General features: G+C 70.0%; 12 protein-coding genes and 1 tRNA gene. 9 read left to right on the forward strand and 4 right to left on the reverse strand.

Features of this window, described 5'->3' with window-relative positions:
• Positions 1-51: 51 nt before the first annotated feature.
• From QFZ58_RS22330 to QFZ58_RS22340, 3 genes are all read right to left on the reverse strand, one after another.
• Entirely contained in the window at positions 52-2577 is a 2526-nt protein-coding gene (locus QFZ58_RS22330) for an ABC transporter permease (RefSeq protein WP_307126676.1), read from the reverse strand.
• A gap of 55 nt (positions 2578-2632) precedes the next feature.
• Positions 2633-3400 (reverse strand): ABC transporter ATP-binding protein, encoded by a 768-nt coding sequence (locus QFZ58_RS22335; protein WP_307126677.1) that lies wholly within the window; start codon positions 3398-3400, stop codon positions 2633-2635.
• Positions 3401-3574: 174 nt separating this feature from the next.
• A complete protein-coding gene (locus tag QFZ58_RS22340; protein WP_307126678.1) occupies positions 3575-4606 on the reverse strand; it encodes a LacI family DNA-binding transcriptional regulator in 1032 nt (343 codons plus the stop codon).
• Between the two features lie 222 nt (positions 4607-4828).
• Here QFZ58_RS22340 and QFZ58_RS22345 point away from each other — a divergent pair, with 222 nt between their 5' ends.
• From QFZ58_RS22345 to QFZ58_RS22380, 8 genes are all read left to right on the forward strand, one after another.
• Entirely contained in the window at positions 4829-6562 is a 1734-nt protein-coding gene (locus QFZ58_RS22345; RefSeq protein ID WP_307126679.1) for an ABC transporter substrate-binding protein, read from the forward strand.
• 91 nt (positions 6563-6653) lie between these two features.
• The gene (locus QFZ58_RS22350) at positions 6654-7649 is read left to right on the forward strand and encodes an ABC transporter permease (RefSeq protein WP_307126680.1); all 996 of its coding nucleotides are present in this window, start codon (positions 6654-6656) and stop codon (positions 7647-7649) included.
• On the forward strand, positions 7646-8563 hold the full coding sequence (locus tag QFZ58_RS22355; RefSeq protein WP_307126681.1) for an ABC transporter permease: 918 nt from the start codon (positions 7646-7648) through the stop codon (positions 8561-8563). The genes QFZ58_RS22350 and QFZ58_RS22355 overlap by 4 nt, the downstream gene beginning before the upstream one ends.
• Positions 8564-8567: 4 nt before the next feature.
• A complete protein-coding gene (locus QFZ58_RS22360; protein WP_307126682.1) occupies positions 8568-9512 on the forward strand; it encodes an ABC transporter ATP-binding protein in 945 nt (314 codons plus the stop codon).
• Complete coding sequence (locus tag QFZ58_RS22365) at positions 9512-10411, forward strand: ATP-binding cassette domain-containing protein (protein ID WP_307126683.1); 900 nt, start codon at positions 9512-9514, stop codon at positions 10409-10411. The genes QFZ58_RS22360 and QFZ58_RS22365 overlap by 1 nt, the downstream gene beginning before the upstream one ends.
• Positions 10408-12819, forward strand: a complete 2412-nt coding sequence (locus QFZ58_RS22370; protein ID WP_307126684.1) for a glycoside hydrolase family 2 protein — start codon at positions 10408-10410, stop codon at positions 12817-12819. The genes QFZ58_RS22365 and QFZ58_RS22370 overlap by 4 nt, the downstream gene beginning before the upstream one ends.
• Before the next feature lie 247 nt (positions 12820-13066).
• Positions 13067-13153 (forward strand) — tRNA-Leu (locus QFZ58_RS22375).
• A gap of 144 nt (positions 13154-13297) precedes the next feature.
• Positions 13298-14185: a Bax inhibitor-1/YccA family protein gene (locus QFZ58_RS22380; RefSeq protein WP_307126685.1), complete on the forward strand. Its 888-nt coding sequence runs from the start codon at positions 13298-13300 to the stop codon at positions 14183-14185.
• A gap of 112 nt (positions 14186-14297) precedes the next feature.
• On the opposite strand, the gene QFZ58_RS22385 is transcribed toward QFZ58_RS22380, so the two are convergent.
• On the reverse strand, positions 14298-14528 hold the full coding sequence (locus QFZ58_RS22385; protein ID WP_307126686.1) for a DUF4287 domain-containing protein: 231 nt from the start codon (positions 14526-14528) through the stop codon (positions 14298-14300).
• A gap of 100 nt (positions 14529-14628) precedes the next feature.
• Here QFZ58_RS22385 and QFZ58_RS22390 point away from each other — a divergent pair, with 100 nt between their 5' ends.
• Complete coding sequence (locus tag QFZ58_RS22390; protein WP_307126687.1) at positions 14629-14958, forward strand: hypothetical protein; 330 nt, start codon at positions 14629-14631, stop codon at positions 14956-14958.
• The last annotated feature ends 27 nt before the right edge of the window (positions 14959-14985 follow it).

A 14985-nucleotide genomic window follows, 5' to 3' on the forward strand; every position in this document is an offset into this window, starting at 1 on the left:
ACGAGGGCCGGCACCCGCGGTGCGGATGCCGGCCCTCAATTCGTCTGTCGTCTACTCCGTCTTGATCGCGGTCAGCATGTTCAGCTTCGCGCCGCTGCGGGCCGGCCACAGCGAGGCCAGCACACCCACGAGCCCTGCCAGCACCAGGAAGAGCGCGAGCCGGTCCCACGGGATGACCAGGGCGTAGCCCGGGATGGAGGAGGACAGGGCCTTCCCGATCGCCCAGCCGAGGAACGTACCGAGGGCGACACCGACCACCGCTCCGAAGAGCGAGATGACCACGGCCTCCAGCCGGATCATGCGCTTGACCTTGCGCCGGTCCAGGCCGATCGCCCGCAGCATGCCGATCTCCTGCTGGCGTTCGAAGACGGACATGGCCAGAGTGTTGACGACCCCGAGGACCGCGATGACCAGGGCCATCGCCAGGAGCGCGTACATGATGTTCAGCGCCGTGTTCACGAATCCGCCGAACATGTCCCGGATGCCCTGGCGGTCCATGACGCTCATCGCAGGGTTGTCGCCGAGTGCGTCGACCACGGCCTGCTCGTTGGCGTCGGTCTGGCCGCCGTCCATGGTCAGCCACACCTCACGGATGTCGGCGACGCTCTCGTGCGGGTCGACGACGTCCTCGGGGACCAGGACCGGGGAGAGGAACTCGTTGCCCTCGTAGAGGGCGCCGACCTTCAGGGTCTCCTTCTTCTCGTCCTGGAACGTCACGGGGACGGCGTCGCCGGTCTTCCAGCCGTGCGACTCCGCGGTCTTGCGGTCGACGGCGATCTCGCCGTCCTTCAGCGAGGAGAGCGAGCCGGAGACCGTCTTCAGGTCGAAGACCTTCTCGACGTCGCCCGGGGTGACTCCGGAGGCCGAGACCCCGGCCTCACCGACGGTCAGCCAGACGGCCCGCTGGGGGGAGGCCGCGGCGACGCCGTCGGCCTTGCGCAGGGCGGTGAGGGCGGACTCGTCCAGCGAGCCCCCGCCGGCCATCGAGACCATGTAGTCGGCGCGGATGTTGTCCGTGGTCATCTTGTCCACGGCCTGGCCGAGCGTGACACCCAGCACCGAAATGCCCGTGACGAGGGTGAGCCCGATCGCCAGCGCGGAGGCGGTGGCACCGGTACGGCGCGGGTTGCGGACCGCGTTCTGCGCGGCCAGCTTGCCGGAGACCCCGAACAGCTTCCGCAGCAGCGGACGCACCAGGGCGATCACCGGACGGGAGAGCAGCGGGATCAGGACGATGACACCGATCAGGGCGAGGAAGGCCCCGCCGCCGATGGTCACCTTGCCGTCCGAGCCCTGGGTGGAACCGAAGACGACCGCCGCGGACCCGAGCAGGGTGAGCACCCCGCCGATCGAGTTGCGCAGGACGAGCGACTTGGTGGTGGCCACCGCGTGGACACTGCTCATCGCCGCGACCGGCGGGATCTTGGCGGCGCGACGGGCCGGCAGCCAGGCGGCGCACACGGTGATCAGCACGCCGACGGCGAACGCCGAGAGGACGGCGGTGGGGGAGACGACCAGGGGCCCGGCAGGGATCTTCCCGCCGAACATGCCCATCGCGGAGCGCAGGCCGGTGGCGAGGCCGATGCCGAGCAGCAGGCCGATCACCGAGGCGATCAGGCCGACCACACCGGCTTCGAGCAGGACTGCCCGCTTGACCTGCCGGCGGGAGGCGCCGACGGCGCGCATGAGGGCGAGTTCCTTGGTGCGCTGGGCGATGAGCATGGTGAACGTGTTGGCGATCAGGAAGACGCCGACGAAGAGCGCGATGGCCGCGAAGGCCAGCAGCATCTGGTTGAGGTTCTTGAGACCGTTCTCGGTCATCTCGGCCTCCTCGTCCGCGAGGGCCGCGCCCGTCTTGGCCTCGGCGTCCTTCGGGAGGAGGGGCTTCACCGCGTCCAGCAGCCGCTGGTCGGACGCGCCGGCCGCGGCGGTCACGGTGACGTCCTTGAACTCGCCGGGGCGCAGGTAGAGCCGCTGCGCGACCTCGGTGTCGAAGAGGACGAGGCTGCCGCCCGCGTTCACGGCGCCGTCCTCGGTGGTGAAGACACCGGAGAGGGTGTACTCCTTCACCGGCCCGTTCGTGGCGACCCGCACCGGGTCGCCCACCCGGTACCTGCCCTTGCTCGCGGTCTCCTTGTCGAGGGCGACCTGGCCGTCCCTCACCGGTCCCGTGCCCTCGGTGAACGCGTACTGCGCGTCCTCGCCGCCGGCGCCGGGGGAGAAGTTGGAGCCGGTGTTGGACCAGCCGTCGCCGATGAGCTTGCCGTCGGGGTCGGCGACGCCGGCGAATCCGGAGACCCGTCCGGTGGCCTCGGCCACGCCGTCGAGGGCCCGGATCTTCCCGAGCGTGGCCTCGTCGATGGAAGCCGACTCCTCGTCGCCGCGCTCGGCCCAGGTGGTGACGGCCACGGCGACGTCGTCGTAGCTCTTGGCGGACTGGTTGCGGAAGGCGTGGCCGAGGGTGTCGGTGAAGACCAGCGTGCCGGAGACGAAGGCGACGCCGAGCATCACGGCGAGCACGGTCATCAGCAGCCTGGCCTTGTGCGCGAGGACGTTGCGCACGGCGGTACGGAGCATGTCGTGTATTCCCGGGAGGAGTTCGGTAGGGGGTGGCAGGGGTGGGCAGCAGCTGTCAGCTGGTGCGGCCCTTCGCGTCGAACGCCTTCATCCGGTCGAGGACCCCGTCGGCGGTGGGGTGCATCATCTGGTCGACGACCGCCCCGTCGGCGAGGAAGACCACGCGGTCCGCGTAGGAGGCGGCGACCGGGTCGTGGGTCACCATCACCACGGTCTGGCCGAGTTCGCGCACCGAGTTGCGCAGGAAGCCGAGAACCTCGGCGCCCGAGCGGGAGTCCAGGTTTCCGGTCGGCTCGTCCCCGAAGATGATCTCGGGCTGGGAGGCCAGGGCGCGGGCCACGGCGACGCGCTGCTGCTGTCCGCCGGAGAGCTCGGTGGGCCGGTGCTTGAGCCGGTCGGACAGACCGACCATGTCGATGACCTTCTGCAGCCACGCGGCGTCCGGCTTACGGCCCGCGATGTCCATCGGCAGGGTGATGTTCTCCAGCGCGGACAGTGTCGGCAGGAGGTTGAACGCCTGGAAGATGAAGCCGATCTTGTCCCGGCGCAGCTGGGTGAGCTGCTTGTCCTTCAGTGTGCCGAGCTCGGTGTCGCCGATGCGTACGGAGCCGCTGCTGAAGCTGTCGAGGCCGGCCACGCAGTGCATCAGGGTGGACTTGCCGGAGCCCGACGGCCCCATGATCGCGGTGAACTCACCCTGCGGGAAGTCCACGGTCACCCGGTCCAGGGCGACCACCTGGGTCTCACCCTGTCCGTAGACCTTCGACAGCTCCGTGGCGCGGGCGGCGACCGCGGTGGTGCGGTGAACGGCGGTGGTGGTCACAGGGGTGCTCCTGGTTCGGGGTGATGCGGGACTGCTCGGGGACCCCTCCATCCTCGCCGCCGCGTTCCGCCCGGTCGTCAGTCCCCGTACCCGTTCCGGGGGCCCTCTTGAGTCGCACCGGCAGGGCCCCGGAGTACGCCTCGGGTATGACACCGACCCTGAGAGCGTCCCTCCTCAGCGGGGCGGAGCGGTCGAACCGCGGGGCACCAGCCGGGCCGCGGCGTCCTCGAATCCGGCCGGGTTCGAGGACACCGGGCCCTCCGCCACCCGCTCCAGCAGGGTGCGGGCGGCATGGGTGCCGTACGCCGGGATGTCGCGGCTCAGCGCGGTCAGCGGCGGGCGGACGACCCGGGACAGCTGGGAGTCGTCCCAGGCGACGAGCGAGAGGTCGGCGGGCACGTCCAGCCCCATCTCCTGGGCGACCGAGAGCCCGGCGACGGCCATGATGTCGTTGTCGTAGATGACGGCGGTGGGCCGGTCGGCGGAGCTGATCAGCCGCCGTGTGGCGTGCGCGCCCTCCTCGCCGGAGTAGTCGGTGTGCACCACCACCGGTTCGTGCAGACCCAGTTCGGCGCTGATCTCACGCTGGGCGCGGTCGCGCAGCTGGGTGTGGATCAGATCGGGCAGTCCGGCGACCCGGGCGACGGAGCGGTGGCCGAGGGCGGCCAGGTACGTCAGGGTGTCCCGCAGTGCCGCCGAGTCGTCCGACCACACGGGGGTGAGGGGGCCGGCGGCCGAGGGGTGGCCGATCACCACGGCGGGCAGGCCCAGCTCGGCGACGCCCTCGACGCGCGGGTCGGGGGAGCGCACATCGGCGAGGAACACCCCGTCCACCCGGCCCTCGCCCCACCAGCGGCGGTACATCTCCAGCTCCTGCGCCGGGTCGGTGACGACCTGCAGGAGGAGGGCGTAGCCCCGGGTGGACAGCTCGGTCTCGATGCCACTGATCAGTTCCATGAAGAACGGCTCGACGCCGAGCATCCTGGCCGGCCGGGACAGTGCCAGTCCCACCGTGTCGGCCCGGGCGCGGGTGAGGGCGCGGGCCGCGCTGTTGGGCCGCCAGCCGATCTCCTGGGCGATGGCCTTGATGGACGCGCGGGTCGCGGAGGAGACGCCGGGGCGGTCGTTGAGCGCGTAGGAGACCGCCACCTTGGAGACCCCGGCGCGGCGCGCGATGTCGGCGATCGTGGGGCGGTTCTTGGACATGCGACCTCGCTTAACCGGTTCCTTTTCGCGGGTCATCCTAGCCGGACGCCTGTGGCCTACGTCTCCCTGGATCCGGACCGGACCTCCCGGGAGAGCGTTGAACAAACTCCTTTGGGAGCGCTCCCGCTCTCTTGACACGGCTACGGGGTCCCCATACCTTCACGGCACTTACCCGGTTCAGTAACTCCGCTCGGCAGGGACGGCGGGGGAAGAGGAGGGGCTATGGGTACGCGTACCCGGGTGCGGATCACCGTCGCGCTCACCGTGTTCGGACTCGCCGCGACCGCGTGCACGGGCGGCGGTTCGTCGGCGGGAGGCCCCACCGGGCCGAGCGGCAGGGGGAGCTCACTGCCGCGCAACGAGACGCTCTACACGACCGGGACCCAGTGGGGGCCTCCGGCCAACTACAACCCGCTGCGCAACTGGGACCACGCGACCGGCACCAAGGGCCTGGTCTACGAGACGCTCTTCCACTTCGACCCGGACGAGGGCGAGCTGAAGCCCTGGCTGGCGGAGTCGGGCAGCTGGACCGACGGCAGGACGTACGACGTGAAGCTGCGCCCGGGCATCACCTGGGCGGACGGCAAACCCCTGACCGCCCAGGACGTCGCGTACTCCTACGGCATCGGCAAGATCGAGGCCTCCGCCTTCCACTCTCTGTGGAGCTGGCTCTCGGACGCGAAGGCGGTGGACGCGACGACCGTCCGCTTCACCTTCAAGGAGGCCCGCTACCAGGAGTGGGACTACACCCTCTTCGGTCAGCCGATCGTGCCGGAGCACATCTGGAAGGCGCGCACCGAGGAGGACATCCTCAACGGCGTCAACGACAAGCCGGTCGGCACGGGGGCGTACAAGCTCAGGAGCAAGAGCCAGGACCGGGTCGTCTGGGAGCGGCGTGAGGACTGGTGGGGCACGAAGACGCTCGGCATGACGCCCGCGCCCCGCTACATCGTGGACGTCTCCAACCCGAGCAACGAAGTGGTCATCGGCCAGCTCGGCCAGGGCCAGCTGGACCTCAGCAACAACTTCCTGCCCGGAGCCTCCTCCCTGATCAAGAGCAAGAAGGTCGTGTCCTACTACGACGAGGCGCCGTACATGCTCTCGGCCAACACCGCCTGGCTGGTGCCCAACACCACGAAGAAACCGATGGACGACGCCGCCTTCCGCAGGGCGCTGGCGGCCTCCGTCGACACCGGGAAGATCGTCAAGGGCGTCTACGGCGACCTGGTGAAGCCGGCCTCCCCGACGGGCCTGCTGCCCCAGTGGGAGCAGTTCGACGACAAGGCCCTGATCGCCGAGAAGGGCTTTCGCCACGACGTCGCCGCGGCCAGGAAGGAACTCGCGGACGCCGGTTACCGGGACAGGAACGGCGACGGCCTCGTCGAGAACAAGGACGGCTCCACCCTCGCCCTGAAGCTGGCCGTGCCGTCGGGCTGGACGGACTGGATGGAAGCGGCCAAGGTCGTCGCCGAGGGCGCCAAGGCGGCGGGCATCAAGGTCACCACGGAGTTCCCCGACCAGAACGCCCTCAACGAGCAGCGCGGCAAGGGCGACTTCGACCTCGTCGTCAACAACGAACGCCAGCTGTCCAACACCCCCTGGACGTACTACGAGTACATGTTCCAGATGCCGGTGCAGAAGCAGCAGAACACGGTGAACTTCGGTCGGTACGAGAACGAGGAGGCCTGGAAGCTGGTCCAGGAGCTCGGCGGGGTCAAGACGGACGACACCGCAGGCATGAAATCCGTGATCTCCCGGATCCAGGACATCCAGCTCACCGAGATGCCGATCATCCCGCTCTGGTACAACGGCCTGTGGTCGCAGTCCACCACCGGGACCTGGAAGAACTGGCCGTCGGACGCCGCCGGAGCCCCCAGGAGCGCGCCGGCCCTGTGGCGCAACTGGCTGGAGATGGGCGGCTTCGAGACGCTCACGCAGCTGAAGCCCGCGAAGTGACACGGCAGTTCTGACTCCATGACCGCCCCGTCGTGCGCGCTTCGACCTGACCGGTGCGCGCGCGGCGGGGCTCTCCACCAGGGGAGCTCCCTTGCGCCGCTATTTCGCCCGCAAACTACTCGTCTACGCACTGACCTTCGTCGCCGCCGTCACCGTGAACTGGATGATCCCGCGCTTCATGCCCGGTGACCCGGTGGCGGCGATGGTGGCCCGCGCCCGGGTCTCGCAGCCCGAGGCCGCCGAAGCCATGCGCGCCTACTACAACAACCTCTTCGGCTTCGACGAGCCCCTGTGGCAGCAGTACCTGCACTTCTGGGGGGCGCTGCTCCAGGGCGACTTCGGGATCTCCATCTGGGTCTTCCCCACACCGGTCGGCGACGTCCTGCTCGACGCGCTGCCGTACACCCTGGGCCTCATGATCCCGTCCGTGCTGCTCAGCTGGTTCGTCGGCAACTGGATCGGCGCGCTGTCCGCCCGCCGCAAGGTGCTGGACAACACCGTGCTGCCGGTCGGGTACCTGCTGACCGCGATGCCGTACATGTGGATCGCGGTCATCCTCGCCTGGGCCCTGGGTGCGCACGCGGGCTGGTTCCCCATATCGGGCGGCTACAGCCTGGACATCACGCCCGGCTGGAGCACCGACTTCGCGCTGGACGCGCTGCACCACTGGGTGCTGCCGTTCCTCTCGCTCTTCCTGGTCGCGCTGGGCGGCTGGGCCATCGGCATGCGCAACATGATCATTTACGAGCTGGAGTCCGACTACTCCTCCTACCTGTCGGCCCTCGGCGCACCCCAGCGCCTGATCCGCCGCTACGCGTTCCGCAACGCCGTGCTGCCCCAGGTCACCGGCCTCGCCCTGCAGCTGGGCGTGCTCGTCGCCGGAGCGCTCGTCACCGAGATCGTCTTCGCCTATCCGGGGCTCGGCTCCCTGATCCTGGCCTCGATCCAGAACCAGGACTTCTTCCTCCTCCAGGGTGCCTTCCTGTTCATCGTCATCGGCGTACTGATCGCCAACTTCCTCATCGACATCGTGTACGTCGTCGTAGACCCCCGCACCCGTACGGGCATGGCAGGAGGCACGTCATGAGCACACTGCCCGACCCGGTCCCGGAGACGGCCGCCGCCCCGGCGGCGCCGTCCGCCCCGGCGGCGAAGCCAGGCGGCGAGTGGCTGCACTACGCGGTGCGCAACCCCAAGCTGATCATCGGCGCCACCGTCGTGGTGATCCTGCTCGCCGTCGGACTCCTGGGCCCGCTGCTGCTCGACAACGGCAACCCCAACGAGTACGTCGGCCCGCAGGCGTCCGCGCCCGACGGCACGTACTGGATGGGAACCACCACCTTCGGCCAGGACGTGTACGCGCAGTTCGTGCACGGACTGCGCGCCACCTTCCTCGTGGGCGTCGTCGGCGGGGCGATCGCCGCCGTCATCGCGATGGTCGTCGGTTTCCTCGCCGGTTACCGCGGCGGCATCGTGGACGAGATTTTGAACATGCTCACCAACATCGTCCTGGTCCTGCCCGCCCTCGCCGTCCTGCTGATCATCAACGCCTACATGGGGGTGCGCAGCGTCGCCGTGCAGGGCCTGTTCATCGGGCTCACCTCGTGGCCGTGGGCGGCCAGGGCCATCCGGGCGCAGACGTTCTCGCTGCGCACCCGGGAGTTTGTGGACCTCGCCCGGCTCAGCGGGAGCGGGACCTGGCGGATCGTCTTCCGCGAGATCGCGCCCAACATGAGCTCCTACCTCTTCATGATGTTCATCCTGCTCTTCGGCGGGTCCATCCTCATCGCCTCCTCGCTGGACTTCATCGGGCTCGGCCCGACCGAGGGCGTCTCGCTCGGCCTGATGCTGCAGAGCGCCCAGCAGTGGAGCGCGCTGCAACTCGGCATGTGGTGGTGGTTCATTCCGCCGGGCGCCGGGATCACCGCGATCGTCGGAGCGCTCTACGTCGCCAACGTCGGCCTCGACGAGGTCTTCAACCCGAAGCTGAGGGAGTCCTGAGCACATGACCCTGACCGTCGACGACCTGCGGGTCCACTACCGCACACTGCGGGGCGAGGTCCGGGCCCTGGACGGCGTCAGCTTCGACCTGGCGGACGGCGAGATCCTGGGCCTGGTGGGTGAGTCCGGCTGCGGCAAGACCACTCTCGGCAAGTCCCTGATCCGGCTCGACGGCCGGATGCGGCACGCGGGCGGCACCGTCACCCTGGACGGCGACGAGCTGCCGCTCTCCGACGACCACGCCATGAACGCCTACCGGTTCCACAAGATCTCGCTCGTCCCCCAGTACTCGATGAGCGCCCTGAACCCGACCCGCCGCATCGGCCGGATGATCCGCGAACTCCTCGCCTCCCGGGGCGTGGGCGTGGACACCGGTGAACTGCACCGGCGGCTCGCCCTCGTGGGGCTGGAACCCGATGTCCTGGACCGCTATCCGATCGAGCTCTCCGGCGGTATGAAGCAGCGCACCGTCATGGTGATCTCCACCCTGCTGGACCCCTCCGTCCTCGTCGCCGACGAGGTGACCTCCGCCCTGGACGTCTCCAACCAGCAGGCCGTCGTCGGCGCCCTCACCGGACTCCGGGACAAGGGCCTGGTGACCAGCATGATCTTCGTGACCCACGACCTCGGGCTGACCTCGCACATCGCCGACTCGATCATGGTGATGTACGCGGGCAAGCTCGCCGAGAAGGCCCCCACGAAGGCGCTGACGACCGAGCCGCGTCATCCGTACACCAAGATGCTGATCGGCTCGCTGCCCCAGGTGGGCGCCCGCTACGCGGACAAGCCGCTCCGCGGGATCGAGGGCTCCCCACCGTCCCTGCTGAACCCACCGGCCGGCTGCCGCTTCCGCGACCGCTGTCCCCTCGCCGACGCGCAGTGCGCCGAGGAACCGCCCGTCGTCGAGGTCGCCCCCCGCCACTCCGTCGCATGCTGGAAGGCGGCCTGATGCTGACCCTCGACCGTGTCACCAAGACGTTCCGGGCCGGCGCCTTCGGCGGCGGCTCCGTCACCGCCGTCGACCGGGTGTCCTTCGACGCCGCGCCGGGCGAACTCGTCTCGCTCATCGGGGAGAGCGGCAGCGGGAAGTCCACGATCGGGCGCATGGTCCTCGGCCTCACCGGGGTCAGCGCCGGCCGCCTCACCCTGGACGGTGAGCAGGTCAAGCCCGGCAAGGACTTCTACCGCCGGGTCCAGGGCGTCTTCCAGGACCCCTTCAGCTGCTACAACCCCGTCTTCAAGGCCGACCGGGTCTTCGCCCTCGTCCGCCGCGCCTACCACCCGGGCGCGAGCGACAAGGAGTGGTCCGAGCGCGTGGAGAAGGCGGTACGGGACGTGCGGCTGGACCCCGGCCAGGTGCTGGGCCGCTACCCGCACCAGCTCAGCGGGGGGCAGCTGCAACGGCTCCTCATCGCCCGCGCCCTCCTGCTGGACCTGCGCTTCCTGGTAGCCGACGAGATCACCAGCATGCTCGACGCCTCCACCCGCATCGATGTGCTCAACCTCCTCGCCGGCCTCAAGGAACGGGGCCTGGGAGTCCTCTACATCACGCACGACCTCTCACTCGGCACCTACCTCGCCGAGAAGACCGTCGTGCTGCGCGGCGGACGCGTCGTCGAACGCGGCGACACCCAGAAGCTCTTCGGCAACCCGCTCCACCCCTACACCCGCACCCTCCTGGCCGCGGTGCCCCGGCTGAACCAGCCCTGGACGGAGGCCGCCCCCGTGGAGTCGTGCGCCTACCACGAAGGCGGTGGCGGCGCCCGGGGCGACGAGTTGTACGAGACCGAGCCGGACCACTTCGTCGCCTGTGCCGGACTCCCCACTTGCGGAAGGACCCCCGCGTGACACTCCACCGCCTGCCCCTGCACGAAGGATGGACGCTCCGCAGCGACGGCCCCGTGCCGGTCGAACTCCCCACGGACGGCGTGCCGGCGACCGTCCCCGGCTGCGTCCACACCGACCTGCTGGCCGCCGGACTGATCGACGACCCGTACCTGGACGACAACGAGACCCGGCTCGGCTGGATCGGCCGCACCGACTGGACGTACCGCACCACGTTCGAGTGGTCCGCCGACGGCCACGAGTTCACCGACCTGTGCTTCGACGGCCTCGACACCGTCGCCAGGATCCTGCTCAACGGCACCGAAGCCGGCTCCACCGCCAACCAGCACCGCGGTTACCGCTTCCCGGTGCGGGCCCTGCTGCGCGAGGGCCTCAACACCCTCGACGTACGGTTCACCGCCCCGTACACGTACGCGGAGGCCCTGCGGGACAAGCTCGGCGACCGGCCGGGTGCGTACACCGAGCCGTACGCCTTCATCCGCAAGATGGCCTGCAACTTCGGCTGGGACTGGGGACCGACCCTGGTCACCTCCGGCATCTGGCGACCGGTCGCTCTGGAGTCCTGGACGGGCCCGCGCATCGCAACGGTCAAGGTGCTCGGCGACCTCGACGAGGACGGCGTGCCGCGCCTGTCCCTCACCCTCGACGTGGACCGGGCCGGCGGCGAGGCTCTGGAGGCGTCGGTGGAGGTGGCCGGCGAGCGGGCCGTGTTCACCCTCCCCGCCGGAGGGTGCCGGGCCACCGCCGTCCTCGCCGTGCCCGCGGCCGGGCGCTGGTGGCCGCACAGCCACGGCGAGCAGCCGCTGTACGACGTCACCGTCCGCCTCGGCGACGAAGCCTGGAACGGCAGGACCGGCTTCCGGGGCGTCGCCCTGGAGCACGAGGCGTTCCGGATCTCCGTCAACGACGAGCCCGTCTTCGTACGCGGGGTCAACTGGATCCCCGACGACTGCTTCCCCGTCCGCGTCACCCGGCAGCGGATCTCCGACCGTTTCGACCAGGCGATCGCGGCGGGCGTCAACCTCGTCCGGGTCTGGGGCGGCGGGCTGTACGAGAGCGACGACTTCTACGAACTGGCCGACGAGAAGGGGCTGCTGGTCTGGCAGGACTTCCCCTTCGCCTGCGCCGCCTACCCGGAGGAACAGCCGCTGTACGACGAGGTGGCCGCCGAGGTCCGCGAGAACCTCGTCCGCCTCGCCCCGCACCCCTCACTGGTCCTGTGGTGCGGCAACAACGAGAATCTGGAGGGGCACGCCGACTGGGGCTGGCAGGAGAAGCTGGAGGGCCGCACCTGGGGCCACGGCTACTACCACGAGCTGCTGCCCGCCCTGTGCGCCGAGACCGACCCCACCCGCCCGTACTGGCCGGGCTCCCCCTACTCCGGCTCCCCGGAGCTGCGTCCGCAGGACCCCGCCCGGGGCACGGTCCACCTCTGGGACGTCTGGAACCGGGTCGACTACCGCCACTACGCCGACACCGCCCACCGCTTCGTCGCCGAGTTCGGCTTCCAGGGGCCGCCCGCGTACGCCACCCTGCGCCGGGCGGTCAGCGGCCCGCTCGTCCCCGGCGATCCGCTGATCGCCCACCACCAGAAGGCGGAGGACGGGGACGCCAAACTGCTGCGCGGCCTGGGCGACCACCTCCCGCAGCCCGGCGCCTCCTCCTTCGACGACTGGCACTGGCTCACCCAGCTGAACCAGGCCCGCGCCGTCGCCTTCGGCATCCGGCACTTCCGCTCGCACACCCCGTACTGCATGGGCGCGATCGTCTGGCAGCTCAACGACTGCTGGCCGGTCGTGTCCTGGGCCGCCGTGGACGGCGACGGCCGCCGCAAGCCGCTGTGGTACGCGCTGCGCACGGTGTACGCGGACCGGCTGATGGCCGTACGGGACGGTGTACTGCACCTGGTCAACGACTCGCCCCGCCCGTGGGAGGGCTCCCTGCGGCTCACCCGGCGAGGTCTGGACGGGACGGTGCTGGCCGAGGAAATGATCATGGTGGGCACGGCCGCGCGGGGGACCGGCCGCGTCCTGTTGCCGCCGTCGGTCGCCCTGCCGGGGGACGGGCGCCGCGAAGTGCTCGTGGCGGAGCTGGGCGACCTGCGGACGGTGGAGTTCTACGAGGAGGACACCCGCCTCGCGCTGCCACCGGCCCGCTACGACGTGTCGGTCACCCAGGGTGACGAATCGGGGATCGGCTACCGGGTGACGGTGACCGCGCACACCCTCCTGCGCGACCTCGCGCTCTTCCCCGACCGGCTGGACCCGGCGGCCGAGGTGGACGACATGCTCGTTACGCTGCTGCCCGGCGAGAGCGCGGTGTTCCACGTCACGGGCGCGGTCCTGAAGGACCCGAAGGCACTGGGAACCCGGCCGGTCCTGCGGTGCGTCAACGACATCGTCGGCCGGTGAGGTGGCGAAGCCGTGGCGAAGGGTGGCGCACCCATGGCTGTTGACCCGTACGAGTGCGGCGAGTTTCCGTCATTCCCGCCCGCCGCGGTTCGTCCCCCTCGACCCGCCCGGACACGGGCTGGCGCCGGTGGCGTGTCTGACGGGCCCTCAGGAAGTCAATAAAATAAGACAACATCGAGCGGAGGTTCCGCTGTTCGAGGGACGCCCCCCGATAGGGTCTTGTGCCAACGCGGAGTCGCGCGCCCACGCCCGGGTGGTGGAATGCAGACACGGCGAGCTTAAACCTCGCTGCCTCCTCGGGGGCGTGCCGGTTCGAGTCCGGCTCCGGGCACCACCGCACAGCCGGTGGAGCCCGGGCGGCCGCGCGGTGATTCAGTGGTCAACTTCTCCGAAAGATCCTCCTCCGGTACCGGACGTTTGTTTTGCCTACCCATTACTCTTGTGGGAAGGCCACGCACGGTGGCCATGGAGGAGTGAGATGAGGAGCAGCAACCCGGTCTTCTCGCGACGGGGGTTCAGCCGCGACAACGGCTACGCGGGCTTCAACGCGGCGCCGCAGGCCGGGGCCCCCGCAGCGGGTCCCAACCCGTACGCGCAGGGCACCGCCGCCAACCCGTACGCCACCAACCCCTACGCCCAGCAGGACACCCGGTACGGCGCCCCGCAGGCGCCGGCGCGCGCCGACGTGATGACGATCGACGACGTCGTCACCCGTACGGCGATGACGTTGGGCACCGTGGTGCTCACCGCCGCGCTCTCCTGGGCCCTGCTGCCGGTCGACGAGGCCAATCTCGGCAAGTCCTACGGCATCGGTATCGGCGCCGCCCTGGTGGCCTTCGTCTTCGCGATGATCCAGTCGTTCAAGCGCAAGGCGTCACCGGCACTGATCATCGCGTACGCGGCCTTCGAGGGCGTCTTCCTCGGAGTGATCTCCAGCGCGGTCAGCACCTACATCAGCCCCGGCACGGTGATGCAGGCGGTGATGGGCACCATGTGTGTCTTCGCCGGTGTCCTCATCGCCTACAAGATGCGCTGGATCCGCGTCACCCGCCGCTTCTACGGCTTCGTGATGGCCGCCGCCATGGGCTTCGTGCTCCTGATGATGGTCAACCTGCTGTTCAGCGTGTTCGGCGGTGGTGACGGCCTGGGCTTCCGCAGTGGCGGCCTCGGCATCCTCTTCGGAGTCATCGGCATCATCCTCGGCGCCTGCTTCCTGGCCCTCGACTTCAAGCAGGTCGAGGACGGCATCAACTACGGCGCTCCGCGCGAGGAGTCCTGGCTGGCCGCCTTCGGCCTGACCCTGACCCTGGTCTGGATCTACCTGGAGATGCTGCGCCTGCTCTCCATCCTCAACGGGGACGACTGACCCCGCAGGGACACGGCGCACGGAACGGCCCGCAGGCACAGAGCCTGCGGGCCGTTCCGTCGTGACCGCGGTGACCGCGGTGACCGTCGTGGCCGCGGGATCCGCGGAGCGCTCAGAGCAGCTTCCGGGCCGCCCGCCTCAGGTCGTATTCGTGGATGATCGCCTTGGCATGGCCGTACGTGAGGTCGTGTTCGCTCCGCAGCCAGCTGACCTTCTCCTCGAAGCGGAAGAGGGAGGGGCCCTCGTCGACGGTGCGGAGCCAGTCGGCGATGGCGCGGCCGGTGCGGTCAGGGATCCGGGAGAGCAGGTTGCGATGGGTTTCTTCGGAGAAGACTTGGGACATCGGCGCCTCCGACGCAGTGCGCGTTGCTGGACCTTTCCGACACCGTGCCCGAGCCGCGGCCCGTTGGCAACCATCCGGTGGGGGCGCGTAGGGTCGCGGCGTGCTCGATACGACGCCCCTGATCGCCGCCGTTGACCGATTCGCCGACCGCCTGCGCAGCGCCCCGCAGAGCAGGCTCCAGCGCGGGGCCGCCGCAGAGGGCCTGGCCGTGGCCAGGGAGCTGTCCGCACGGGCCCAGCGGGCCGAGGCGCCGGGTCGGGAGCCGCGCGTCATGCCGGACGCCGGCATATTCGCCGTCGGCGACCAGCTCGCCGTCGCGGGCCGCGACCTGGCCGTCACATTGGAAACGGCCTCGTCCCAGGAGCTGGACGAGGCCGTGCGCTGTGTCGAGGAGGCGGCGGGGCGGGCGTTCGCCCCGGAGCACCGCTGAAGGCCGCCGGACGGTGGCCGTGGCCGC

This window comes from Streptomyces sp. B1I3 (assembly GCF_030816615.1).
Lineage (GTDB): Bacteria > Actinomycetota > Actinomycetes > Streptomycetales > Streptomycetaceae > Streptomyces.

Coding starts and splice junctions, on each gene's coding strand:
- QFZ58_RS22330 (WP_307126676.1), bottom strand. CDS start 2,577: ATGCTCCGTACCGCCGTGCGCAACGTCCTCGCGCACAAGGCCAGGCTG.
- QFZ58_RS22340 (WP_307126678.1), bottom strand. CDS start 4,606: ATGTCCAAGAACCGCCCCACGATCGCCGACATCGCGCGCCGCGCCGGG.
- QFZ58_RS22345 (WP_307126679.1), top strand. CDS start 4,829: ATGGGTACGCGTACCCGGGTGCGGATCACCGTCGCGCTCACCGTGTTC.
- QFZ58_RS22355 (WP_307126681.1), top strand. CDS start 7,646: ATGAGCACACTGCCCGACCCGGTCCCGGAGACGGCCGCCGCCCCGGCG.
- QFZ58_RS22360 (WP_307126682.1), top strand. CDS start 8,568: ATGACCCTGACCGTCGACGACCTGCGGGTCCACTACCGCACACTGCGG.
- QFZ58_RS22365 (WP_307126683.1), top strand. CDS start 9,512: ATGCTGACCCTCGACCGTGTCACCAAGACGTTCCGGGCCGGCGCCTTC.
- QFZ58_RS22380 (WP_307126685.1), top strand. CDS start 13,298: ATGAGGAGCAGCAACCCGGTCTTCTCGCGACGGGGGTTCAGCCGCGAC.
- QFZ58_RS22385 (WP_307126686.1), bottom strand. CDS start 14,528: ATGTCCCAAGTCTTCTCCGAAGAAACCCATCGCAACCTGCTCTCCCGG.